General features: G+C 45.2%; 21 protein-coding genes. 8 read left to right on the top strand and 13 right to left on the bottom strand.

The window, feature by feature from the left end:
- Positions 1 to 9: 9 nt before the first annotated feature.
- The 3 genes from OCV29_RS01335 to OCV29_RS01325 form a co-directional block, all read right to left on the bottom strand.
- Positions 10 to 1,473: an ATP-binding cassette domain-containing protein gene (locus OCV29_RS01335; RefSeq protein WP_073601847.1), complete on the bottom strand. Its 1,464-nt coding sequence runs from the start codon at positions 1,471 to 1,473 to the stop codon at positions 10 to 12.
- 97 nt (positions 1,474 to 1,570) lie between these two features.
- On the bottom strand, positions 1,571 to 3,208 hold the full coding sequence (gene groL, locus OCV29_RS01330; RefSeq protein ID WP_073601848.1) for a chaperonin GroEL: 1,638 nt from the start codon (positions 3,206 to 3,208) through the stop codon (positions 1,571 to 1,573).
- A 78-nt stretch (positions 3,209 to 3,286) separates the two neighbouring features.
- On the bottom strand, positions 3,287 to 3,577 hold the full coding sequence (locus OCV29_RS01325) for a co-chaperone GroES (protein WP_073601849.1): 291 nt from the start codon (positions 3,575 to 3,577) through the stop codon (positions 3,287 to 3,289).
- Positions 3,578 to 3,865: 288 nt separating this feature from the next.
- Between OCV29_RS01325 and OCV29_RS01320 the strand changes: the two genes are divergently transcribed.
- The 4 genes from OCV29_RS01320 to OCV29_RS01305 all read left to right on the top strand — a co-directional run bounded on the left by OCV29_RS01320 (position 3,866) and on the right by OCV29_RS01305 (position 7,456).
- Positions 3,866 to 4,483, top strand: coding sequence for a helix-turn-helix transcriptional regulator (locus OCV29_RS01320; RefSeq protein WP_073601850.1), 618 nt, complete (start codon positions 3,866 to 3,868; stop codon positions 4,481 to 4,483).
- A gap of 123 nt (positions 4,484 to 4,606) precedes the next feature.
- Complete coding sequence (locus tag OCV29_RS01315) at positions 4,607 to 4,942, top strand: DUF3135 domain-containing protein (RefSeq protein WP_073601851.1); 336 nt, start codon at positions 4,607 to 4,609, stop codon at positions 4,940 to 4,942.
- Positions 4,943 to 5,157: 215 nt separating this feature from the next.
- Positions 5,158 to 5,928, top strand: a complete 771-nt coding sequence (gene tpiA, locus OCV29_RS01310; protein WP_073601852.1) for a triose-phosphate isomerase — start codon at positions 5,158 to 5,160, stop codon at positions 5,926 to 5,928.
- Between the two features lie 166 nt (positions 5,929 to 6,094).
- Positions 6,095 to 7,456 carry an MATE family efflux transporter gene (locus OCV29_RS01305; RefSeq protein ID WP_073601853.1) on the top strand — a complete coding sequence of 454 codons (1,362 nt, stop codon included), beginning with the start codon at positions 6,095 to 6,097 and terminating at the stop codon, positions 7,454 to 7,456.
- Between the two features lie 34 nt (positions 7,457 to 7,490).
- On the opposite strand, the gene rraA is transcribed toward OCV29_RS01305, so the two are convergent.
- The 7 genes from rraA to priA all read right to left on the bottom strand — a co-directional run bounded on the left by rraA (position 7,491) and on the right by priA (position 15,461).
- Complete coding sequence (rraA, locus tag OCV29_RS01300; protein WP_073601854.1) at positions 7,491 to 8,021, bottom strand: ribonuclease E activity regulator RraA; 531 nt, start codon at positions 8,019 to 8,021, stop codon at positions 7,491 to 7,493.
- Positions 8,022 to 8,097: 76 nt separating this feature from the next.
- Complete coding sequence (locus OCV29_RS01295; RefSeq protein WP_073601884.1) at positions 8,098 to 9,015, bottom strand: 1,4-dihydroxy-2-naphthoate polyprenyltransferase; 918 nt, start codon at positions 9,013 to 9,015, stop codon at positions 8,098 to 8,100.
- A gap of 125 nt (positions 9,016 to 9,140) precedes the next feature.
- A complete protein-coding gene (gene hslU, locus OCV29_RS01290) occupies positions 9,141 to 10,472 on the bottom strand; it encodes an HslU--HslV peptidase ATPase subunit (RefSeq protein ID WP_073601855.1) in 1,332 nt (443 codons plus the stop codon).
- A gap of 44 nt (positions 10,473 to 10,516) precedes the next feature.
- Positions 10,517 to 11,050 (bottom strand): ATP-dependent protease subunit HslV, encoded by a 534-nt coding sequence (gene hslV / locus OCV29_RS01285; RefSeq protein ID WP_073601856.1) that lies wholly within the window; start codon positions 11,048 to 11,050, stop codon positions 10,517 to 10,519.
- A gap of 112 nt (positions 11,051 to 11,162) precedes the next feature.
- A complete protein-coding gene (locus tag OCV29_RS01280) occupies positions 11,163 to 11,741 on the bottom strand; it encodes an SPOR domain-containing protein (protein WP_073601857.1) in 579 nt (192 codons plus the stop codon).
- A gap of 105 nt (positions 11,742 to 11,846) precedes the next feature.
- Positions 11,847 to 12,854: a DNA-binding transcriptional regulator CytR gene (gene cytR / locus OCV29_RS01275; RefSeq protein WP_073601858.1), complete on the bottom strand. Its 1,008-nt coding sequence runs from the start codon at positions 12,852 to 12,854 to the stop codon at positions 11,847 to 11,849.
- Positions 12,855 to 13,259: 405 nt separating this feature from the next.
- On the bottom strand, positions 13,260 to 15,461 hold the full coding sequence (gene priA / locus OCV29_RS01270) for a primosomal protein N' (protein ID WP_073601859.1): 2,202 nt from the start codon (positions 15,459 to 15,461) through the stop codon (positions 13,260 to 13,262).
- Between the two features lie 332 nt (positions 15,462 to 15,793).
- Here priA and rpmE point away from each other — a divergent pair, with 332 nt between their 5' ends.
- Together rpmE and OCV29_RS01260 are read left to right on the top strand one after the other, a co-directional pair.
- Positions 15,794 to 16,012: a 50S ribosomal protein L31 gene (rpmE, locus tag OCV29_RS01265; RefSeq protein WP_073601860.1), complete on the top strand. Its 219-nt coding sequence runs from the start codon at positions 15,794 to 15,796 to the stop codon at positions 16,010 to 16,012.
- A gap of 296 nt (positions 16,013 to 16,308) precedes the next feature.
- Entirely contained in the window at positions 16,309 to 17,586 is a 1,278-nt protein-coding gene (locus OCV29_RS01260; protein ID WP_073601861.1) for a malic enzyme-like NAD(P)-binding protein, read from the top strand.
- Between the two features lie 86 nt (positions 17,587 to 17,672).
- On the opposite strand, the gene OCV29_RS01255 is transcribed toward OCV29_RS01260, so the two are convergent.
- Complete coding sequence (locus OCV29_RS01255) at positions 17,673 to 18,317, bottom strand: glutathione S-transferase (RefSeq protein ID WP_073601862.1); 645 nt, start codon at positions 18,315 to 18,317, stop codon at positions 17,673 to 17,675.
- Here OCV29_RS01255 and OCV29_RS01250 point away from each other — a divergent pair.
- Both OCV29_RS01250 and OCV29_RS01245 read left to right on the top strand, forming a co-directional pair.
- Entirely contained in the window at positions 18,316 to 18,675 is a 360-nt protein-coding gene (locus tag OCV29_RS01250) for a hypothetical protein (protein ID WP_073601863.1), read from the top strand. The two genes, OCV29_RS01255 and OCV29_RS01250, sit on opposite strands and share 2 nt — an antisense overlap.
- Positions 18,676 to 18,786: 111 nt before the next feature.
- Positions 18,787 to 20,754, top strand: coding sequence for a glycoside hydrolase family 3 protein (locus tag OCV29_RS01245; protein ID WP_073601864.1), 1,968 nt, complete (start codon positions 18,787 to 18,789; stop codon positions 20,752 to 20,754).
- Positions 20,755 to 21,001: 247 nt separating this feature from the next.
- On the opposite strand, the gene OCV29_RS01240 is transcribed toward OCV29_RS01245, so the two are convergent.
- Both OCV29_RS01240 and OCV29_RS01235 read right to left on the bottom strand, forming a co-directional pair.
- A complete protein-coding gene (locus OCV29_RS01240; protein WP_073601865.1) occupies positions 21,002 to 22,360 on the bottom strand; it encodes a S1 family peptidase in 1,359 nt (452 codons plus the stop codon).
- 226 nt (positions 22,361 to 22,586) lie between these two features.
- A complete protein-coding gene (locus tag OCV29_RS01235; RefSeq protein ID WP_084193141.1) occupies positions 22,587 to 23,930 on the bottom strand; it encodes a S1 family peptidase in 1,344 nt (447 codons plus the stop codon).
- Positions 23,931 to 24,323: the final 393 nt, after the last annotated feature.

Genomic DNA, 24,323 nt, shown 5'->3' with positions numbered 1-24,323 from the left:
TCCGGAACGCTACGCCGGTTGAGCCGGGCTGCTGTAAGTCATCACAGCCCGGTATCCGTCGTCGTCAGACGGCACAAAATCTACATAATTACGAATCGCATTCAGGCTGTCTTCATCATAGTGAGAGACATAAAGAAGCTGTGTCATGTCTGTCTCTGCCAGCATTTCCAACACCGTCATCACCAACTGACGATTCAGATAATCCAGCCCCTGATAAGGTTCATCAAGAATCAATAACGCCGGACGTTTAATCAGTGCCCGGACAATCAATAACAAGCGCTGTTGTCCGTAATCAACCTGCTGAAATCCAAGTTGTTCATAATCACTCATTTTTAATGCAGACAACCATGCGCGGGCTGTTTCCAGTTGTTGACGTGAAGGTGAATCATACAGCCCGATGGAATCAAAAAAGCCGGAGAGCAACACCTCAAGTACCGTACAACTGACCCGATATTGCAGGTGCAGCGCTGAAGAAACAATCCCGATATGGCGCTTGATATCCCAGATACTTTCTCCACTCCCGCGTTTAAACCCAAGCACCTCGATATCGTTGGCATAGCACTGCGGATGATCTCCCATGATCAATCCCAGCAGGCTGCTTTTACCACAACCATTCGGCCCTCTGATTTGCCAGTGCTGTTTCGCCTGAATCGTCCACGACAAGTCACGGAAAATCACCCCATCGGTATACTCGACCGACACCTGATTTAAACGCACACGGGTCTGCGGAAAATCCTGAGCTTCAGAGACATGACGACTCAGCTCAAGCCAGCTGTCCAGTCTGGATGCAGACAATGCGGTTAACTGCGCTGATACCGGATGTTCACACCATTGGCGGTAGCTCATCGTCTGTGTCAGTCGCGTATCATCGAATACAGCAATGTGAGTCGTACAATCCGGCAACTCTTCCTGACGGGAGGTAATCACTATCAGTTGCAGATGAGAGGATAACTGTTCAAGCAGCGCTTTGAGTTGACTGCGGTGAAACACATCCAGCCCGGAACAGGGCTCATGCAATACCAGTAAATCAGGGTGACATGCCAGAGCTCTGGCAAGCATCAGCCTCCGGGTTTCCCCGGTAGATAACTGGCGAAATCCCCTGTGGCGTAAATCAGACAAATCAACGCTGTGCAGCAATGAGTCGAGTTCACCGGGCGTACATCCGGCTTCAAGCAGCAGATTTTCAACACTTGACCCATAATCAATATGATCCTGAAAATCAGTCTCATCTCTGGCAATCTCCTGCTCAAGCAGTTGCTGCTGGGAGACTAAAGAAACCAACCCGATTTTATCCGGCAGCTTGATAAGAGCTCCTTCATTGACCTCCGGCTGGCTATCTAATAGTCGCAGAAGTAACGCCGCACTATGTGCATGCGCCACAAAAATGCCCCAGTGCTCTTGAGGATGTATTTGCCAGTTATCAATCAGTAACTGATGATTCTGAACCTGGTAGTTTAATCCTTTAATCTGCATCATCTCTCCCTCATCACTCAAACCTGACCCAGCCTTCAGATACGAAAACAGGGCGGAAAACCGCCCTGTTGATGCTCAAAAATATCAGCTGATGTGATTACATCATGCCAGGCATTCCACCCATGCCGCCCATATCAGGCATTGCTGGTGCATCTTTCTTCGGCAGTTCGCTGACCATTGCTTCAGTGGTAATCATCAGACCTGCTACAGAAGCAGCAAATTGTAGTGCACTACGGGTCACTTTCGTTGGATCAAGGATACCCATCGCAATCATGTCGCCGTACTCACCAGTAGCCGCGTTGTAACCATAGTTACCTTCGCCCGCTTTCACGTTATTCGCGACAACAGACTCTTCATCACCTGCGTTGGCAGCAATCTGACGGATTGGTGCTTCCATGGCACGAAGTGCAACACGAATACCCACGTTTTGTTCTTCGTTGTCACCTTGCAAATCAACGACTTTAGAAGCAGCACGAATCAGGGCAACACCACCACCGGCAACCACACCTTCTTCAACTGCAGCACGTGTTGCATGCAATGCATCTTCAACGCGGTCTTTCTTCTCTTTCATTTCAACTTCAGTTGCAGCACCGACTTTGATGACCGCAACACCGCCAGCCAGTTTAGCCACACGCTCTTGCAGTTTTTCTTTGTCGTAATCTGAAGTTGCTTCTTCGATTTGCTGACGAACCTGAGCCACACGGCCTTCAATTGCAGCCTGCTCACCGGCACCATCAATCACTGTCGTGTTTTCTTTCGTTACAGAAACTCGTTTCGCCTGACCCAGATCTTCCAGAGTCGCTTTCTCAAGCTCAAGGCCGATTTCTTCAGAAATCACAGTACCACCAGTCAGAATGGCAATATCCTGAAGCATCGCTTTACGGCGATCACCAAAGCCAGGCGCCTTCACAGCAGCCACTTTAACAATACCACGCATGTTGTTCACAACCAGCGTTGCCAGTGCTTCACCTTCCACATCTTCCGCGATAATCAGCAACGGACGAGACGCTTTTGCAACCGATTCAAGTACAGGCAGCAGTTCACGAATATTAGAGATTTTCTTGTCAACCAACAGGATGAACGGATTCTCCAGATCAACCGCACCCGCTTCCTGATCGTTAATGAAGTAAGGAGACAGATATCCGCGGTCAAACTGCATGCCTTCAACAACATCCAGCTCATCTTGCAGCGCCTGACCTTCTTCAACAGTAATCACACCATCACGGCCAACTTTTTCCATCGCTTCTGCAATGATGTTACCAACCGTTTCGTCAGCATTTGCAGAAATAGTACCCACTTGTGCAATTGCTTTTGTATCTTCACAAGGCACAGAAAGTGTTTTTAATTCTTCGACCACGGCAACAACTGCTTTATCAATACCGCGCTTCAGGTCCATTGGGTTCATACCAGCTGCAACAGCTTTCAGGCCTTCATTCACGATAGACTGAGCCAGAACAGTCGCCGTTGTTGTTCCGTCACCAGCAGCATCATTTGACTGAGATGCGACTTCTTTCACCATTTGTGCACCCATGTTCTGGAATTTGTCTTCCAGCTCGATTTCACGGGCAACAGATACGCCATCTTTTGTGATAGCAGGTGCGCCAAATGATTTATCAAGTACAACATTACGGCCTTTTGGCCCCAGTGTTACTTTTACAGCATCTGCAAGAATGTTAACGCCTTCCAGCATCAGTACGCGAGCGTCATTTCCAAATTTCACATCTTTAGCAGCCATCTTTTATTTCCTTTTCTCAATTCGGTGTTTTAGCTAATCGTTTTTGAATAAGAGCAAAAATTACTCAACGCTTACTTTTTATTCGACAATCGCAAGGATGTCGCCTTCAGAAAGAATCAACACCTCTTTGCCATCGATTTTTTCTGTTTTTGTACCGTAACCTTCAGCAAAGATAACAACATCATCAACTTTTACGTCCAGAGGCTGAACGGTTCCATTTTCCAGAATGCGTCCTTTGCCAACAGCAAGTACTTTACCACGCGTTGATTTTTCCGCTGCAGAACCAGTTAAAACGATTCCACCAGCAGACTTGGATTCAACTTCTTGGCGTTCAACGATAACTCGATCATGTAATGGACGAATGTTCATCGGTCGTCTCTCCTGACTAATTTCACTGTATTGATTGATTAAAGCGCTGTTTATCAGCTCGTGGTTCATATGTGGGGTAAAAAATTAAATATCCCAAGGGTGCGCACACACATAAATGTGACATTTGTCACAAAATATAAATTACATCAGGACAGGACATCTCTTTTCTGTGGAATAAATCAGATAGTCAACCATTTACTTTATAAATTTTATAATATCAGCATAATCTCAGTGAGATAGCGCAAAAACTTCTGGCTAAAACAACAAGACAACATAAACAGGCGTGTAATGAAGACAGTTGACAAAATACTTCATACGATCAAACGGGAAGGTGCACTGACGGCCAAGCAGCTTGCTGCTAAATTCGAAATGACGGCAATGGGTGCAAGATTACACCTTCAGTCTCTTGAAAGTGACGGCTTGCTACACAGTTATGATGTGAAAGTTAAAGTCGGACGTCCGACCCGCCACTGGGCATTAACTGATGCCGGACATAACTACTTCGCAGACAGACATAGTGAGTTAACCGTACAAATAATTGAAGCAGTTGAGCATATCTACGGTTCAGAAGGAATACACCAAATTGCACAGCGGCGCGGAATAACGATGCTTGAGCACTATCAACAGGTTCTCGCCCAGCATAACTCACTGGAAGAAAAACTCCGCGAACTGGTCCGGCTGAGAGATCAGGAAGGCCACATGGCTGAATTAGAGAAAACAGAAAAAGGATTCACTCTGACGGAAAATCACTGCCCGATTTGTAAAGCCGCATTACAGTGTCCAAGCTTTTGCGAATCTGAACTGAATGTATTCAACACATTACTTGGCGATCTATGCAAAATAGAGCGTCAGGAACATATCATCGAGGGGCACAGGCGCTGCGCATATTCGATATTACCCGTTTAAAAAATTGTCCTGGCGCTGAGAATTTTTTTACATAAAGTTCACAAATTGACCAATCATAGCGTATATTGATAGTAGTTCCACTTATATATTGTCGTAAAGCCAGGACACTGAGGTATAGGTAATATGAACGCATCCAGTTCTTATTTAAAACTACCGCCATTTGAGGAGCTGGTAGAACTTGCAAAGCAAAACCCGGAAGCTTTCGCGGTCTTTAAACGAGATATCTGTGAGGAAATGATTCTGTCAGCATCACAAAAAATGCAGGGAAGACTATGGGCACAGCAAAGTCATATTGATCGGGTTGTTAATTCCAGTAAAAACCCTTGCCATGCCAATGTAAAACTGATGCAGGAACTCAGTTCTCAAATGCGTAAATTCCAAAATGCGCTCAATTATACTCCGGAAAGAGAACCCGAGTACCATGCAGATGTAATCCCTTTGCATAAATACAGACAGTAGATGCTTTCTGCAAAGCCTTGCTTTCACTAAAATCAAGCCAGTCATGGTTTGAGTGAAAGTGCTCAAATATACACATCCTGTCTCATATTTAATATCGTTTTTCCTTTTTATTTCGGATATCAAAAAAACTCGTGACTCGCGTCATGATCTCTGAGTTTTTATCTGTTATATTCTGCGCAGTTGTTAATTTATTTATTGAATCTGGAGATTTTCCTATGCGTCGTCCTGTGGTTATGGGTAACTGGAAATTGAATGGCAGTAAGTCCATGGTAAGTGAATTACTCAGCGGACTTAATGCTGAACTTGCTGGCGTTACAGGTGTTGATGTCGCTGTTGCACCACCGACTCTGTATCTTGATCAGGCAGAACGTTTGATCAAAGAAGGGGGTAACAAGCTGATCCTGGGGGCACAGAATACTGATGTAAATAACAGTGGAGCTTTTACTGGTGATACTTCGCCGGAAATGCTGAAAGAATTCGGTGCATCTCACATCATTATCGGCCACTCAGAACGCCGTGACTATCACAGTGAATCTGATGAGTTTGTTGCTAAGAAATTTGCATTTCTGAAAGAAAACAGCCTGATTCCTGTGCTTTGTATTGGTGAATCTGAAGCACAAAATGAAGCGGGTGAAACTGAAGCGGTTTGTGCCCGCCAGATCGATGCAGTGATCAAAGAGTGCGGCGTTGATGCACTTAATGGCGCAATCATTGCCTACGAACCTATCTGGGCAATCGGCACCGGAAAAGCAGCAACCGCCGAAGACGCACAACGTATTCACGCGTCAATCCGTGCACACATCGCTAAAGAAAGCGAAGCCGTTGCCAATCAAGTCATTATTCAGTACGGCGGCTCAGTAAAACCTGAAAATGCAGCATCTTACTTTGCTCAGCCAGATATCGATGGGGCACTTGTTGGTGGTGCGTCCCTTGATGCGAAGAGCTTCGCAGCTATCGCTAAAGCGGCAGCTGAAGCAAAAGCATAATTTGAAATATTCTTATATAAATGAAGGCCGGGTACCTCTTATCCGGTCTTTTTTTTACTCGTGATAAAGCTGTTCTCAGTCGTCAGAGAAATGAAGACAAAGCTGGTTGTCACCCTCAGAATTTAGTATTCTTGCGACCTTGTTGTTTTCCGGACATTGCTGACATATGCACGATAAACACGGATTACTTTCTTCCCCCATATCATCCGTCCTGCTTAAGATGACGCTCCCGATGACGCTCGGAATGCTGTCAGTATTAATGTTCAACCTTGTCGACACTTATTTTATTTCTTTACTTGGCACACAAGCCTTAGCAGCTATCAGTTACACCTTCCCGGTCGCCTTTTCAGTCAACTGTATCACCATGGGAATTGGCATTGGTTTATCCACATGTATCGGACGTTCTCTGGGACAAAATAAACTTTCTGATGCAGCCCGGCTTACCACGCATGGACTTTTACTGGCACTACTACTGGTGATGCTTGCATCCCTGACAGGCATTCTCACTATTGATTCTTTGTTTACGCTGCTCGGCGCACCAGAAACCATGCTGCCAGTGATTAACGAATATATGCGCATCTGGTATGTTGCCGTACCATTTCTGGTGATTCCCATGGCAGGCAGCAGCGCAATCCGGGCAACCGGAGATACCAGCAGTCCGGCCAAAATGATGATTATCTCAGGCCTGATCAATGGCATTCTTGACCCGCTTTTAATCTTTGGTTATGGGCCTTTTCCGGAGTTAGCTATTCAGGGAGCAGCCATTGCAAGTGGTATCAGCTGGGTCTTTGCACTTCTGGGAACCGGGTATATTTTGTGGTTCAGAGAGCACTTGCTCAGCCGGGTACAACCAGGACAAATCATTGCTGACTGGAAAAAAATACTGCGTATCGGAACACCGGCGGCACTGTCAAATGCGATGACACCGTTATCCGGAGCGATACTGATGAGGCTGATTTCCCAACACGGAACAGCTGCGGTTGCTGCATATGGCGCGGCACAAAGAGTGGAGTCAATCCTGATATTAGTACTTGTATCCCTGACTTCAGTACTCACACCTTTTATGTCGCAAAACCTGGGGGCTGATAATCCGCAAAGAAGCTTTGCAGGACTCTTTCTCAGCATCCGGTTTGCTATCGTATTCCAGCTTTTAATCTTTATTATGATGGTGCCACTCAGTGTCCCGCTTTCCGGGATATTCTCTCAGGAAGCACAGGTCAGAGAATTACTCTGGCATTACCTGCTGTTTGTTCCTTTCAGCTATGGTTTTCAGGGTATACTGATGATGATAGTGTCAGCGCTCAATGCATTACATCGATCTGTTTACGCTTTCAGCTGGAGTTTCCTGCGACTATTTGTATTCATCCTTCCCTGTGCATGGATTGGGTCACAGATTTATCAGATTGAAGGATTATTTCTTGGTATTGCTGCTGGCAACATTATCGGGGGGACCGCAGGATATTTTCAGGCACTTTCTTTACGTAAACACTACCCGGTTACGCAGGCCGTGCCTGAACTAAAGCGATAAAAGACAAACAAAAAAATGATCAAATTCGTCTCAGTCAGACAAGATCTTCATCTTCCTGTTCAGCTTCTTCGTCATCAAGCTCTTCGGTATCCAGAGGCTCCTGAGAAAGGATGATACCGGTATTATCAGCATAGAGATAATCTTCAGGAATAAAAGTCACGCTGCCAAAATTCACAGGCACATCAACTTCACCGACAGATTGCCCGACAGCGCCAACAGGAATGGATGCAAGTGCCTGGATACCGATATTCATCTCATCCAGATCGTCCACTTCGCGGACACAACCGTATACAACAATACCTTCCCATTCATTCTCTTCGCCAAGCGCTGCCAGTTCAGCATCAACCAACGCCCGTCTCAAAGAACCGCCGCCATCAACCAATAACACCCGGCCAGAGCCTTCTTGTTCGAGAACCTCACGAATCAAGCCATTGTCTTCGAAGCATTTAACTGTTGTTATTTGCCCGGCAAAAGACGCCCGTCCGCCAAAGTTACTGAACATCGGTTCAACCACATCAACCTGATCGGAGTATATATCACAAAGCGCAGATGTATTGTATTCCATAACAACCATTCTCACAGTGAAAGAGTCTTAAAATGAGTATATCGACTAACTAAGTCATTGCAATGACAAAACAACATTAACTCACCATAGTTTGAGCTACTACCACAGTAATAAACAATAAATTAGTGACAACTGAACATTTCACGATGACTGGCAACATAGGCGCAATTTGTACCGGCTGTTCTGCCTCCCAAACTGCAACTGCATGTTTAAACACAAAAATCAGACTCAGTAAAAATGGTAAAGCCATCCAGACCGGATCGGTAAGAATGAAGAGATAACTTCCAAAAGCAAGCATTGCCCCAGCTAACAAAATAAAGTGGTATTTTTTAGCCAGAACCGGCCCTAAGCGCACAGCAACAGTCCGTTTTCCGCATTCCTGATCATTTTCAATATCCCGCATATTATTAATGTTCAGAACAGCAACAGCGAGTAAACCACAGGCAACAGAAGGCAATAATAAATGTGTTTCAAACTTCCCGGTATAAAGAAAATAGGACCCTGAAACGCCCAGTAAACCAAAAAAGATGAATACAGATAAATCACCCAGCCCGACATAACCATAGGGTTTGTTGCCCATGGTATAAGCAACAGCAGCAATCATTGACAGCACCCCTAAGCCAATGAAAACAATAATATTCTGCAAACTATCAAGGGCAAGTAAGATCAGAGCCAAACCGGTAAACATTGTCAGGACAACATTGATGGCAATAGCAACTTTCATGTCTTTCAGCGATACAGCACCAGACTGAATAGCCCGGACAGGACCAAGCCGCTTATCATTATCCGTACCTTTAACAGCATCGCCGTAATCATTCGCCAGATTAGACAGAATCTGCAATAAAATCGCTGTCATCAAGGCTAATACAGTGATTAACCATGAAAACTGATTCTCAGAATAAGCTAACGCACTTCCGGTAAATATTGATATCAAACCAAGGGGTAAAGTTTTTGGTCTTGCCGCGTCGAGCCAAATCGAAATAGAGTTATGCATAATGACAGCCTGATGAATATACACAGCCGCAAGTATACGATGAAATAAACGTGAAAAAAAAGTCTGCGGCATAGCCACAGACTTTTGTTCATAAAAATAATCAAATCCCTGCGGATAATCGCCGCTTAAAGAATAAACCGGCTCAGGTCTTCGTCATCAATAAATTCATCCAGACATGTTTTCACATAATCTGCATCAATCGTCACAGAACTACCCGCCTTCTCGGTGGCATCGAATGAAATTTCATCCATTAAGCGTTCCATCACTGTATGCAAACGACGGGCGCCGATATTTTCTGTTGTTTCATTCACCTGCCAGGCGGCCTCTGCGATCTGGGTAATGCCATCTTCAGAAAACTCAACGGTCACATCTTCCGTTTTCATCAGCGCAATATATTGCTCAGTCAGAGAGGCTTTAGGCTCAGTCAGAATGCGTTTAAAGTCATCGCTCGACAAGGCTTCCAGCTCGACACGAATCGGTAAACGCCCCTGAAGCTCAGGAATTAAATCCGAAGGTTTTGCTACCTGAAAAGCACCCGATGCAATAAACAGAATATGATCAGTCCGGACCATGCCATGTTTAGTAGATACCGTACTGCCTTCGATCAGCGGCAACAAGTCACGCTGAACACCTTCCCGTGAAACATCAGGACCTGAAGTTTCACCGCGTTTACAAATTTTGTCGATTTCATCGACAAAGACGATACCATTATTCTCAACATTAAAAATAGCCTGCTCTTTCAGCTCATCCTGATTGACCAGCTTGGCAGCTTCTTCCTCAGTCATGACTTTGAAAGCATCTTTAATTTTCAGCTTACGCTTTTTCTTGGTATCTCCGGCCAGGTTCTGGAACAATCCCTGAAGCTGATTCGTCATTTCTTCCATGCCCGGAGGTGCCATGATCTCTACACCCATCTGCGGGACAGCAACATTGATTTCTATTTCTTTATCATCCAGCTTACCTTCACGCAGCTTCTTACGGAACACCTGACGGGTATGAGAAGCATCTTCTGGCTTCTCATCCTGCCCCCAAGAATCGCGAGGGGCTGGCAGCAAGGCATCAAGAATACGCTCTTCAGCTAATTCTTCAGCCTGAAACTTCACTTTTTCCATCGCTTGCTGATGGGTCATTTTTACTGCAACATCCGTCAAATCCCGGATAATTGTCTCAACTTCTTTACCAACATAGCCGACTTCGGTGAATTTTGTCGCCTCAACTTTGATAAATGGTGCATTCGCCAGCTTTGCCAGACGGCGTGCAATTTCAGTCTTCCCCACACCTGTCGGGCCTATCATCAAAATATTCTTTGGCGTCACTTCTACCCGTAAGCTTTCTTCCAGCTGCATCCGGCGCCAGCGATTACGTAATGCGATAGCCACCGCACGCTTTGCTTTATCCTGACCAATAATATGGCGATTCAGTTCATGAACAATTTCGCGGGGAGTCATTTCAGACATGATAGTTTCCTTTGTTCTTTATAGCGGGCATTACCGGACCGGAATTATGATTGAGGAATCTCAAGCTCTTCAATCGTCTGGAAATAGTTTGTAAACACACAGATATCACCAGCAATTTTCAGTGATTTCTCTGCAATTTCTCTGGCGTCCAGTTCTGTATTCTCAAGTAAAGCGGTTGCCGCAGCCTGAGCATAATTACCGCCGGAACCAATCGCAATCAGATCGTTTTCCGGCTGAACAACATCACCATTACCGGTAATAATCAAAGAGGCCGTTTCATCAGCGACTGCCAGAATCGCTTCCAGTCGCCGTAGTGCACGATCGCTTCGCCAGTCTTTTGCCAGTTCAACCGCCGCTTTTGTCAGGTGTCCCTGATGCATCTGCAGCTTACTTTCAAAGCGTTCAAACAGTGTGAATGCATCCGCAGTACCGCCAGCAAAACCAGCCAGAACTTTTTCGTTATATAAACGACGAACCTTACGTGCATTTCCCTTCATCACCGTGTTGCCCAGAGAGACTTGCCCATCTCCTGCTATAACAACTTTATTCTGACGACGGACCGATACGATAGTAGTCACGGTAAGACCTCTTTATTTTCATAATGCGTTAGGAATCTATATGTGGTTACTTTTTCCGAATTCAAGAGAAAGGGAGCACATAATTCTGTTCGTACAGTAAAAATAAAGTCAATTATTGACGCTCTTTCCATATCGCGCACGGCTCAATTTTTGCCCGTTGCAGCTTATGTTTATCCCGCTCTGCGTCACGTCTGAATTTATAAGGTCCAAGAACCACCCGATACCAGCTGCTGTCTTCTTTTTTGCGAATTTTACTGTTCAGTCCCTGGAATGCGATATCCAGCTTACGTTTTTCCGCCTGATGATGCGTTTTGTAAGCACCGCATTGCATCACATACGGAATATCTGACACTTTTAACTCTTTCGGTGTCACCTCTATTTCCCGTTTTGGCAGCGTTTCAACATAGTCCCATTTCTCTGTCGGTGGCGGAGGGAGCTGGCCGGTTTTAGCGGCGCTGGGTTTGGGTTTAGAGACAACTTTGGGCTTGTCTGCTGGTTTGGGTTGCTCTTTGACTGGAGGCTCAGGCTGTGTGCTGAGTTTATACAAACCATAGCCAAAAGCTGAAACCAGAATGACCGCAGCAATAACCGGACGTGCAGAACGACGTCTTTTGGGAGGCGTCTTGGTTTTTCTGGATGCTGCTTTCTTCCGGGGCGAACTGCCCCGTCTTACATAGTCTTTATTAGCCACTGATATTTAGCATTTCTCGTCAACAATTCGGGTATGTTATAGGAAGAATGACAGGAAGCACAATAGTTACGAACCAGCACAACCTGCCAATATACAAAGGCAGGCTTATGCTTTTTTAGGCGATGAAACACTATCCCTGACAATCAATTTAGTTTCCAGCAACCGCGAACCGGCACGGACATCCTGTCCCCTCAGGACTTCAAGCATCAACAGCATTGCCTGACGGCCAATTTCATATTTAGGCTGTGCAACAGTCGTTAAAGGCGGATCACAATACTGGGCAAAGTTGATGTCATCAAAACCAACAATGGATAAATCCTGAGGTACCCGAAAACCTGATCGTTTCGCTTCCTGAATCGCACCAATTGCCATCATATCATTATGACAAAAAACAGCGGTTGGCTGCTCGGCAAGTTTTAAACAATGACGAATCGCTTGAGCGCCTGATTCAAAACTGAAATCTCCTGAAAAGTGAAAATCCGGATTCATCTGCAAGCCGGCACGACGCAACGCCTGCATAAACCCCTGATGACGGAACTGACATAAAGCGGCTGACTCCGGCCCGGAAATCTCTGCGATCTGAGTATGTCCCATTTGCGTCAGGTAATTCACGATTTCGAACGCAGAGGTCAGATTATCAATATGAACTGTCGGAAGTTCCAGCTCAGGCGCATATTCACAAGCCATGACCATGGGTGGCAGATTTTTTTGTTCGGATTTACTGGCATCAAAAGGTAAATCTGTTCCCAGCAACAGCATACCATCAGCCTGTTTGGTAAACACCAGATTCACAAATGAACTTTCCCGTTTCTGTTGCTGGCCGCTATCACCAAGCAACACTAAATAACCGTGTTCAGCTGCTGCATCTTCAATACCGCGAATAATTTCGGAAAAATAAGGGTCACAAATATCAGGAACAATGACTACGATAATCTTGGATTCATTACGGCGCAGGTTTCTCGCCAGAGAATTCGGAGAATACCCCGATTCCAGCACAGCATCTTCCACCCGCTTCCTCGTTGATGGAGAGACTTTTTCCGGATTCATCAGGGCTCTGGAAACGGTTGCAGTTGAGACACCCGCTAATTGAGCAACATCCTTCATTGTCGCCATAGATTTCAGTCCTCACTCTCAGTTGTATAAAAAAACACCGGACCAGATAAATCTTCTGACTCCCCCCGGCCTATATCCCGACGCAGAATAACTATATCTGCAATCAGCGCCCGGCTCCGGGAGCGCAAATCTCATTGAAACCTGCTGCCAGAGGGGGCTTGGATATAACTATCGTGCATATCTCTTAGTTTAAGCATTTCTGGCGAGAAAGTTACGGTCTGTTTAACAAATCTTACATAATAAATGAGGCATAGATCACGATAAATATCAAATAATTCTTAGCACAAAAAAACATTTTTCACCGGCAGAATCAGGATCTGCGATGAAAAATGTTTCTGATGATGGTCAGAAAAAACAGATCAACCCCTCAACAGCATTTGCGCAAAAATGCAACACGAAAAGCGACTAAGACAAATCGTGCGGTTCAACATCCAGTGACCAACGGACCCGCTTTGTCAGAGGAAGCATCTGAATCGCCGGACGGGCACTGACAAGCAACTGCTGCATGGTTGCCCTTCTGGAAACCTGCAACAACAGTTGCCAGCGGTATTTTCCGGCACGTTTTGCCAGCGGTGCAGGAGAAGGACCAATCACAGCACAGTAAGCGTCAAAAACAGGATTAGCCTCCAGTGTATGGCGAACCTGCCGGAGAAATTCTTCCGCCTGACGGGCATCATTCGATTCTGCTTTAAATAAGGTCAGATAATTAAAAGGTGGCAGACTGCAAAGTTGACGCTCTTCCAGTGCCATCATCGCAAAATGCCGGTAGTCTTTTTCCAGCAAAACCTGCAACAAACTGTGTTCAGGATGATGCGTCTGCAACACCACTTCACCTGGCTTGCTCGCCCTTCCCGCTCTTCCGGCAACCTGTGTAAATAACTGAGCCAGCCGCTCAGAAGCCCGGAAATCATTACTGAACAATGCACTGTCCACATCCAGTAAGGCCACCAGTGTGACATCCGGGAAATGATGCCCTTTGGCTAACATCTGAGTACCAATCAGAATGTGATACTCACCTTTTCTGACCGACTCAAGTGCACTTTCCAGCGACCCTTTACGCCGGGTGCTATCCCGGTCAATCCTGATCGTTTGGTATTCAGGAAACAGTTGTTCAAGATGTCGTTCAAGCTGCTCGGTCCCGACACCGGATGTCACCATGTTTTGTGAACCACAATGCTGGCATTGACTGACCACAGGCCGGATGGAGCCACAATGATGACACCGAAGATCCTGTGTCAGCTGATGGTAGGTATAATGCATATCACATCGCTGACAGGCTGCCGTCCAGCCGCAATCGTGACACATCAGTACGGGCGCATAACCTCTCCGGTTCAAAAACAGCAGAACCTGATTCCCTGCCTGTAAATGCATTCTCATTTCAGCAATCAAAGGCGCGGATAATCCGCCTTCCAGATACATACCTTTAATGTCCAGTACCCGGTTTCGTGCCGGGACTGCCGAACCGGCACGGCTGGTCAGTCTCAGATGATGATATTTGCCGCTCAAGGCATTTTGCAGTGTTTCAAGTGCAGGCGTCGCAGAACCCAGTACAATGGGTATCCCTTCGAGACTGGCCCGCATCACAGCGACATCACGGGCATGATAACGCAGACTGTCCTGCTGCTTATAAGATGCATCATGTTCTTCATCAACAATAATGATTCCAAGATCATGAAACGGCGTAAATAAAGCGGAACGTGTTCCAATCATCACACCAGCATGGCCATCCCTTGCAGCTAGCCACGCCTGCAACCGCTCGGTATCATTCAGCCCCGAGTGCATCACAACCACAGGCACCAGAAAACGGGAGCGAAAGCGCTCAATGGTCTGAGAAGTCAAACCGATTTCAGGCACCAGCACTAATGCCTGCTTTTTCCGGGCAAGGACCGGGGCAATCATATTCAGATAAACTTCGGTTTTGCCTGAACCGGTAACCCCTTCGAGTAAATAACAATGGAAACCCTGATCACTGTTCACCGTCGCAACAGCAACCGCCTGCTCCTCATTTAATCTTGGTTTTTCACTTTCATTTTCCAGATGATCAGGCCATGGCATCTGGCGGCTTTGTTTCTCACAAACGGTCACCCAACCTTTTTTCTGTAAATCCCGCAGTACCTGTTTACTGATATCTTCGGCCAGTAATGTCTCACTGCAAGCGGGCCTGACAGCTAAAAAGTTCAACGCCTTAGCCTGCCTTACAGCTCTGCCGAGACCCAACATTAACTGCTCACGCCCGGCATCCGTCACCGACCATTCCTGCAACACCGGAAATTCGGCCGCTTTTCCTTTTCTCAAGGCAGCTGGCAATGCATTCGATAATGTATCTCCTAAAGGGTACTGATAATACTGACTGCACCATTTCAACAGTTGATAAAGCTGAAACGGCCAGACCGGATCATCATCCAGAACATGGTTGACGGGTTTTAGTTTTGTCAGCGCCATCTCTGATGTATTGACCAGTTCAACCACAATACCAATCAGCGTCTGGCGTCCAAAAGGCACCGAAACTCTGCCACCAATCACAGGAAAGCATCCTTCAGGAATCAGATAATCGAAATACTTATCGAGAGGCACCGGTAGTGCGACACGGGCAATAGATGGATGCATACAACAAAAGTCAGGTGAACTTAATTCATGGCAACAGTCTAATCGAACCGTCCGGGAAATACGACTCTGCGACACAGGAAGAAACCAAGAACCCGTCTGTATCACTCCCAAAGTCGGTCATACGCCAGAATTGTAAGGAACAAATATTTTTAATGTAAAAATCATGGTGAAAATAACAGCAAAAGTGATTGATCCTGACAGCAGTATTCTTTAATATATCGCGCCTTAGAGATCGGGTTGGTTTCACCGGCCTGATAATGATGTTACTAACTATACGTGTGGTGTCCGGCAAAGCACCGGATAGCGACACGGCCTGATATTGAGGTTCTCCCATGAAAACTGGTATCCACCCAGAATATAAAGAAGTGAATGCAACTTGCTCTTGCGGCAACTCATTCGTTTTTAAATCATCAATGAGCAAAGAATCACTTCACCTTGACGTATGTGACAAATGTCACCCATTCTACACTGGTAAACAGCGTATCGTTGATACAGGCGGCCGTGTAGATCGCTTCAACAAGCGTTTCGGCAGCTTGTCAAGCAAGAAGTAATCGGTTGATTACAGCTGAATTTCTGAGGGACGCTTCTGCGTCCCTTTCTTTTTCGGATCTTTCTCCTCACTATGCTCTGCCAACCTGTCAAAACCGCTCATAATTGCAACAAAATTTACTTACGAAAGTATCACAGCCCTATTCACTTTCTCAGACATCGATTAAACTAACAGCTCTGTTCATACAAGCAGATATTCTGCTGATGTATTTCTGAATCATATCAACAGATGTCGGATGAACATGCTCACTATCCGGTGAGCAGAATCGGTATAAAATAACAATGAGACTCAACACTTATGTCTGAAGACAACAGTCAAAATTTAACTCCGGAAGAAATTCTTCGCCAGAAAGCGCTGGCATACCACGCAACCCCAACAGCCGGTAAAATTGAAATCGCCCTGACCAAACCGGCAGATTCAGCCGAAGATCTGGCACTGGCATATAGCCCGGGTGTTGCGGAACCTGTTCGTGAAATCGCCCAAAACGTGGACAACATTTACAAATATACAGCGAAAGGAAACACCGTTGCTGTTATTTCAAACGGGACAGCGATTTTAGGCTTAGGCAATTTAGGACCAATGGCATCAAAACCTGTCATGGAAGGGAAGGCCTTACTGTTTAAACGTTTTGCCGGCCTTGATTCGATTGATATTGAAGTGAAACACCGGACAATTGATGAGTTTGTAGACACTGTCGCAAATATTGCTGACACATTTGGCGGAATTAATCTTGAAGATATCAAAGCCCCTGACTGCTTTGAGATAGAAAAACGTCTGATTGAAAAATGTGATATCCCGGTTTTCCATGATGATCAACACGGCACAGCAATCGTTACTGCAGCGGGAATGCTGAATGCCATTGAACTTCAGGGTAAAGATCTGAAGGAATGTACCATCGTCTGTCTTGGTGCCGGAGCAGCGGCGGTTGCCTGTATGGAACTGCTAATTAAGTGCGGTGCCATGCGTGAAAAAATCTACATGCTTGACCGCAAAGGCGTGATTCACACCCGTCGTGATGACCTGAATGAATATAAACAGCGCTTCGCCAGCAACACAGATAAAAGAACACTCGAAGATGTGATTGCCGGTGCCGATCTGTTCCTGGGGGTCTCTGGTCCGAATCTGCTTCCGGCAGAAACTTTGAAGCTGATGGCTGATAAACCCGTTGTTTTTGCCTGTTCAAACCCGGACCCGGAAATCAAACCAGAAACTGCCCATCAGGTTCGTCAAGATCTGATCATGGGAACCGGACGATCTGACTATCCAAACCAGGTCAATAATGTCCTGTGTTTCCCGTTTATTTTCCGGGGTGCTCTGGATGTCCGCGCCAGTGAAATCAACGATGAAATGAAAATTGCAGCCATTGAAGCAATTCGCCAGCTGGCAAAAGAGCCTGTTCCTGCAGAAGTTCTGAAAGCAGCCGGTGCAGACAATCTTGCTTTTGGCCCGGAATACATCATTCCGAAACCAATGGATCCGCGTTTGCTGCCACGAGTTGCGAAAGCCGTCGCTCAGGCAGCCGTTGACTCTGGTGTTGCCCGGATTGAGATGCCTGAAAATTATATGAACGACTAGAGCAGGCAGCGCTCAGGCACGATCAAACACAACAGATAAAACCGGATGAGTCATTCATCCGGTTTTTGTCAGTAAAGCATACTGCATCAAAACTGTTTTTCAGCGCGTTGATAACTTTGTAATCCTTTGACTTCCTGCATATAACGCTGAATATGAGTGTATGAAGAAATATCAGCCTGCATTGCTGCCAGTTGCAAAGAAAGAAACATTTGAAAATCAGCCCCGCTGAGATGCTCCCCCGCAAACCAATGATTCACAGCAAGAAAATCATCAATGAGCTGAAGTTGTGGCGTTAAACGCGGCAACACAACTTTCTCATATAAAGCATCGACAAATTTACCAATCACTGGCCGGATGAAAAATGGTACACGTTTCTTTGACTTGCTTAATATCAGCTGCATCACCAAAAAGGGCATCAATGAACCTTCAGCAAAATGCATCCAGTACCGGTAATCAAGTAATGACTGACCAGCCGCCGGCCTGTATCGTTGTTCCGGATCATAATGATCCAGCAAATACTCAATAATCGCGCCTGATTCAGCAACCGTCACTTCCCCATCTGTAATGACCGGAGAGACCCCAAGAGGGTAGACTTTTTTTAATTCAGCCGGTGCGCCATATGATTTCGGGTCGCGGTGATAGGTTACAACCTGATACTCTGCCCCTAATTCCTCCAGCAGCCAAACAATCCGGTTTGAACGTGATTTTTCCAGATGGTGAACTTGAATCATGAAATTTTTCCTTCTGTTTCAGGCTGATAATTCAATCACCTTACAGTGTCTGATAAGGCTTCTCAACGAAAAAGATCTTCCATATCTCTCTGAAAGCTCATCTCAAAAATATATGGGACTGATTTCACATATTATAGCAATCCACTGGATGCGCACCAGTTTTTGCTTTTTAATCATGGCCTCGCGTGTTGTTCAATCCATCAGGGATTTGCCCCGAAGTGAACACGATGCAATCTCGCAGAACAACACGCGTTTTATCCATCACCGGATAACCGGAATGGCAACAGCTACAGATAGCCAGAATTCAGCCGGAAATATCCGCCAGCCAGACACAGGTTTGACTCATGATCAATCGTGAGATGCCAAATCTGAAGATGTCTGTTGAATGAGATGTCTGTTGAGTGGATACGAGCCTCTTCGCCATTCCGGTATAACAAAATAAAAACATAACAACGTACAGGTACAAACAATGTCAATTCATAAATTCTTAGCCATTTCGAGCGCTTTTTTGCTCACCACAGGCTGTGCTGTCGCAAACTACCCGGATAAAAATACCGATTTCAGAACAAATCACACAGAATGGCCTGCGCTCAAAAACGGCATCAAAAAAACATCCGAAATTGAGCAGGCGATTGAAAAAATTCTGAAAACCATGTCTCTGGAAGAAAAAATCGGCCAGATGACACAACCAACCATCATGAACACCACGCCGGAAGATATCATTCAATATCATATCGGCTCAGTACTGAATGGCGGGAACGACTGGCCAGACAATAACAAAAATGCAACCGTGAATGAGTGGCTCACACTGGCAGACAGTTACTGGCAAGCCTCTATGGATACATCTGACGGTCATGCAGCCATTCCGGTCATTTGGGGGACCGATGCTGTGCATGGCTATGGAAATGTCAAAGGTTCGGTCCTTTTTCCGCATAATATCGGTTTAGGCGCTGCACACGATCCGGCCATGATGGAACGCATTGGCCGTGCAACTGCATCACAGGTCACAACCACAGGATTAGACTGGACATTTGCGCCGACACTGGCTGTCGTCCGGGATGATCGCTGGGGAAGAACTTACGAAGGTTACTCAGAAGATCCGGAGATTGTCTTCCGTTATGGTGATGCCATGGTCCGCGGTATTCAGGGGAATTTTGATCAAAACCATGTCATAGCAACCGCGAAACATTATCTCGGTGATGGCGGCACCTATCAGGGCACCGATCAGGGAAATAACCTGAGCAGCGAGCACGATCTTATCAATATCCATGCACAAGGTTACTACTCAGCGCTTCAGGCTGGTGCACAAACCGTGATGGCATCCTACAGCAGCTGGAAAGGTGACAAAATGCATGGAAATGAGTACTTACTGACTCAAATACTGAAAGAGCAAATGAATTTTGATGGCTTTGTCGTTTCAGACTGGAATGCCATTGGCCAGATTCCCGGATGTACGAACTTCCACTGCCCGCAAGCCATCAATGCCGGTATTGATATGGTGATGATTGCGGAGAAAAAATGGCCGGATTTCATCGCCAACACCATCAAAGATGTGCAGGATGGGACGATTCCGATGAGCCGGATTGATGATGCTGTGAAGCGTATTCTGCGGGTAAAAATGCGCGCAGGTTTGTTTGATAAACCGATGCCATCAAAACGTTTGGGAGCAGGTAAAACGGCAAAACTTCAGAATCAATCACTACGGGATCTGGCCAGAGAAGCGGTCCGGAAATCTCTGGTACTTCTGAAAAATAATCACCATGTTCTGCCAATCGATAAATCTGCAAATATTTTGGTCACGGGTAAAACGGCAGATAATATCAGCAACCAAACTGGTGGCTGGTCAATCACCTGGCAGGGAACCGGCAATACAAATGCTGACTTTCCGTATGCGACATCAATTCTGAAGGGGTTAAAAGATGCGGTCAGTGACCGGGGACAGATCACATTCAGCGAAGATGGCGCAAAAGCCAGTGACGCATATGATGTGATTATTGCAGTCATCGGTGAAACCCCTTATGCAGAAGGCCAGGGCGATATTAAACCGGATGATACACTATCTTTCTCAAAACACTATCCGCAGGATGCAGCGCTTCTGGCTACGCTCAAACAGAATGCACCGGATGTACCCGTTGTCACTGTTTACGTTGGCGGACGTCCACTATGGATGAACCCTGAAATCAACAAATCAGATGCATTTGTTGCCGCATGGTTACCAGGCACTGAAGGCAATGGGATTGCTGATGTTCTGTTTGGTGATTTCGACTTCACCGGCAAATTATCATATAGCTGGCCGGAGAATGAGTGTCAGATCAGTAACCGGGGCGATCACAACCATCCTCTGTTTCCTTATGGCTACGGCCTGAATACCAGCGATGATCAAACCGTTGGCCCCTTATCTCAGGATTCACAACCAACCGGATGTGGTCAGCGGTAAGCTCATCCTCATCACAGGATATATTCTGATTGACAAAGAAGCCACCTGTTGCGGGTGGCTTCTTTCAGTCAATAAACTTCTTTTTCGGTGAACAGGTTATACCAATCTGGAAATAAACTGATCATCTGGATGTGTCTGGTGGAGCAAACATACAAGGGCATGGATGCCCTTGTTAAAGCGCCCATGGATGGCTTGAGCGGTTTGCGGAACCAGATATATCCAGATCAGAAAATGACTTAGAATAGTATTACAACCATCTGGCGGCTTTGCTGTCATCCTGTTTTGTTTGTCTGCGTCTGAACATCAGCCCAAACATCGCCATCATCATCAAACCCAATGATGCACCACCCGAACCGGAAGAGCTGCTGCCCGAAGTGCTTGTTGAGGTTGATGAGCTATCAGATGAATCAGAACTGTCAGATGAACCGGAATCATCCGATGAGCCCGAATCATCAGACGATGAAGCATCTTCTGTATAACCACTGCTAAAGAAAGCTTCAATTTGAAGTTCAGAAGCTTTCGACTGATCTGTTAAAATATTCAGCGTCAATGATGTACCAGTCTGTGTTGTGGTGAAACCAGCGGTTTTTCTGTCGATATTGACTGTAACTGTACAGCTCTCTCCCTGATTCAAAGCAGAAGAACAACTATTATTCGCAATCGTCACGCCTGTTGGTAATTCAAAATTAGTCACATCAAAAATTTCAGAGCCGTAGTTCGCCAATGGGATATCAATCTGGACATTTTGTTCCGTAGATGAGGAATTAATCCGCTGCCGGTAACTCACACCACTGGTTTTCGCTGCAATCCAGTCAGAAAAATAGGCAATATTGGTATAAACGCCATAAGCATTTGGCTGTGCGCAACCAATCCCCCAACTCACGATACCAACCTGTTTATAAGTGCCGTTATCGTTATACACAATCGGACCACCACTATCGCCCTGACATGAATCTTTACCACCTTCTTCCAGACCAGCACAAATTGCATCATCTCCAACATAGCTATATTTGCCACCCAGGTTCTGACAGGTACTGCGATCAACATAAGGCACATCGACCTGATATAACTGGTGAGGAAAAACACCCGATGTCGTCGACTGATTCCCCCACCCCATCACAGTCAACGAGTCTCCGGCAGAGAGAGAATCCGTTAGCGTTGATGTTGTCAGTTCTACATTGGTTTCAGTTACTTCCTGAGTCAGCTCAAGAATCGCAACATCATTTTGCGGTGGTGACGATTTGTAGTCTTCATGCATGTAGATATTCTGAATCTCAACCCGCTGCCCTTCATCGTCATTACTTAAATCATAAATCCCGATAATCGCATCGGCCTGATAGGTGTTGGATGTCACCAGGTCAGCAACACAGTGAGAAGCCGTTAATACATACCGGCCACCAAGGAAAGTAGCACCACAAAACTGACCGTTATAAACGTCTGAGTTTTTATAAACCATGGCGGTCATAAATGGCCAGTCCCCTTCAGCGGACTGCGTCCCATTGATAATGCGGGCCGTATTCTCCGATGATGCCCCAACATATCCTGATAAAGCCAAACCAACGGGCAAAGCCAAACCAACCCAAAGTGTTACTCTGTTTTTTTTCATATCACAAACTTCCACTGCTTAAACAAAACACGAATTAAAAAAGTATCAACCTGCTTAATTCTTTATAAGCCTTTATTAATAAAAAGTATATGAGATTAATTTAATTCCCGACGATGACCAGATCAATTTTAATTGACAATACAATAAAAAAGCCATCTGCTGAATAGCACATGGCTTAATGTGAACAAATGAGTTCAGACTACGTTTTTACTTAATCAACAAAAGATTATAGGTAGCGTCGTCTGAAAAAACAGCCTAGCATCGCTAAAAAAACTAAACCGAATGATGCTCCACCTGAACCACCGGATGAAGAGCTTCCTGATGTGGCTGTTGAGCCGGAAGATTGTGCAGAACCAGAAGCCGATGTTGAATCATCAGAGGATGCTGAATCATCTGAACTCGTTGTATCATCTGAAGAAGATACATCCGCTACATATGCATTATTGAAGTGCAATGTCATCTTTAATTCAGATGCCAATGTATGGTTTGTCCTCAAACTTACAGGAATCTCAGTATCCGTCTCTGAAGTCAGGAAACCAGCAGCTTTTCTGTCCACATTAATGGTAACCTGGCAGCTTTCTCCTTCGCCCAGCGTATCATTACAAGTGTGGCTTACAATAGACACAGCCGGTATAGCAAACACGCTCTTCACATCAAAAGCTTCTGTTCCATAATTTGTCACCGGAAGAGCAATCTGAACATTTTGTGTCGTTGCATCTGAATTGATCCGTTGCTTGTAACTGACACCACTTGTTTTCGCAGCAATCCAGTCACTGAAGTAAGCTACATCAGAGTAAACGGAATAAGCATTTTCATCCGCGCATGTCGTGCCCCAACTCACAATACCAACCTGTTTGAAAGTACCATTGTCATTATAAAATAAGGGGCCGCCGCTATCGCCATGACAAACATCTTTCCCACCCTCAGCATAACCGGCACAAATCGCATCATCACCGACAGTTGCATAGACACCGCCGACATTCTGACAAGTACTGCGATCAGTATAAGGAATATCAACCTGATACAGTTTTGAAGAGAACAGATTCTCCGTTGCAGATTGTTGTCCCCATCCTGCCGCAGTCAAAGTATTTCCTGTGATCAATGAGTTTGTCAGTGTGTCATCGGATAATTCAACATGACTTGCAGTGATTTCTTCTGCCAGCTCAATAATTGCAATATCGTTGTGAATTTCGATAGAGCTGGCATAGTAGTCCTCATGCATGTAGATATTTTGAATCTCGGCTTTTTGCCCTTCTGTATCCACATTATTCAGATCATGGACCCCGACAGAAGCATACACATTAATCGTATTCGACTTCACGATGTCCGAAACACAATGCGAGGCAGTTAAAATATAACGGCCACCAAGAAACGTCCCACCACAAAACTGCCCTTGAAAAGCATTCAATTTACTTTTATCAATTAAAGCTGTCATATAAGGCCAGCTATCTTTATCAGCCTCGACACCATTGATAATCTTCGCACTAGACGTCGCGTTTGCATATCCAGACAACACCATACCTGCCGGTAAAGCCAAACCAGCGAACAAAGCCATTACATTTTTATTCATTACCTAAAATCCAATACCAAAAATCATTGTTAATTAAATAGTTTATCGTTTTCTTTGCCAGCTATTTTTACTGACATTAAGTGATAAATATATTAAACACCAAAAAAGCCGGGACAAGATACATTCACAATGTATAAATATCAAGCACAATGATAATATTGTTAATTTAAATAACGTATTATTATACGTTACAAAAATCATCTGATGAAATACCCCTTAAATGAAATCAGTTTTATACACACGGGTTCGCGATTAGTTTTTTTGATTTAATATCAACTGGTTATATATTAAAAATATTTGCGCTATATTTTAATTCAAACTTTATATAACTTCACGGCTGTGAGTAATAATTATTCTCTGGTTCAAATATCTCATTAAAAATCAAACTATATA

This window comes from Vibrio aerogenes, from assembly GCF_024346755.1.
In the GTDB taxonomy this organism is placed as follows: Bacteria; Pseudomonadota; Gammaproteobacteria; order Enterobacterales; family Vibrionaceae; genus Vibrio; species Vibrio aerogenes.
The sequence above is the reverse complement of the archived record's forward strand: the minus strand, read 5'-3'. Positions and strand labels throughout refer to the sequence as shown.

Coding starts and splice junctions, on each gene's coding strand:
- OCV29_RS01335 (WP_073601847.1), bottom strand. CDS start 1,473: ATGCAGATTAAAGGATTAAACTACCAGGTTCAGAATCATCAGTTACTG.
- groL (WP_073601848.1), bottom strand. CDS start 3,208: ATGGCTGCTAAAGATGTGAAATTTGGAAATGACGCTCGCGTACTGATG.
- OCV29_RS01325 (WP_073601849.1), bottom strand. CDS start 3,577: ATGAACATTCGTCCATTACATGATCGAGTTATCGTTGAACGCCAAGAA.
- OCV29_RS01320 (WP_073601850.1), top strand. CDS start 3,866: ATGAAGACAGTTGACAAAATACTTCATACGATCAAACGGGAAGGTGCA.
- OCV29_RS01315 (WP_073601851.1), top strand. CDS start 4,607: ATGAACGCATCCAGTTCTTATTTAAAACTACCGCCATTTGAGGAGCTG.
- tpiA (WP_073601852.1), top strand. CDS start 5,158: ATGCGTCGTCCTGTGGTTATGGGTAACTGGAAATTGAATGGCAGTAAG.
- OCV29_RS01305 (WP_073601853.1), top strand. CDS start 6,095: ATGCACGATAAACACGGATTACTTTCTTCCCCCATATCATCCGTCCTG.
- rraA (WP_073601854.1), bottom strand. CDS start 8,021: ATGGAATACAATACATCTGCGCTTTGTGATATATACTCCGATCAGGTT.
- OCV29_RS01295 (WP_073601884.1), bottom strand. CDS start 9,015: ATGCATAACTCTATTTCGATTTGGCTCGACGCGGCAAGACCAAAAACT.
- hslU (WP_073601855.1), bottom strand. CDS start 10,472: ATGTCTGAAATGACTCCCCGCGAAATTGTTCATGAACTGAATCGCCAT.
- cytR (WP_073601858.1), bottom strand. CDS start 12,854: ATGGCGACAATGAAGGATGTTGCTCAATTAGCGGGTGTCTCAACTGCA.
- priA (WP_073601859.1), bottom strand. CDS start 15,461: ATGCATCCATCTATTGCCCGTGTCGCACTACCGGTGCCTCTCGATAAG.
- rpmE (WP_073601860.1), top strand. CDS start 15,794: ATGAAAACTGGTATCCACCCAGAATATAAAGAAGTGAATGCAACTTGC.
- OCV29_RS01260 (WP_073601861.1), top strand. CDS start 16,309: ATGTCTGAAGACAACAGTCAAAATTTAACTCCGGAAGAAATTCTTCGC.
- OCV29_RS01250 (WP_073601863.1), top strand. CDS start 18,316: ATGAAATTTTTCCTTCTGTTTCAGGCTGATAATTCAATCACCTTACAG.
- OCV29_RS01255 (WP_073601862.1), bottom strand. CDS start 18,317: ATGATTCAAGTTCACCATCTGGAAAAATCACGTTCAAACCGGATTGTT.
- OCV29_RS01245 (WP_073601864.1), top strand. CDS start 18,787: ATGTCAATTCATAAATTCTTAGCCATTTCGAGCGCTTTTTTGCTCACC.
- OCV29_RS01240 (WP_073601865.1), bottom strand. CDS start 22,360: ATGAAAAAAAACAGAGTAACACTTTGGGTTGGTTTGGCTTTGCCCGTT.
- OCV29_RS01235 (WP_084193141.1), bottom strand. CDS start 23,930: ATGAATAAAAATGTAATGGCTTTGTTCGCTGGTTTGGCTTTACCGGCA.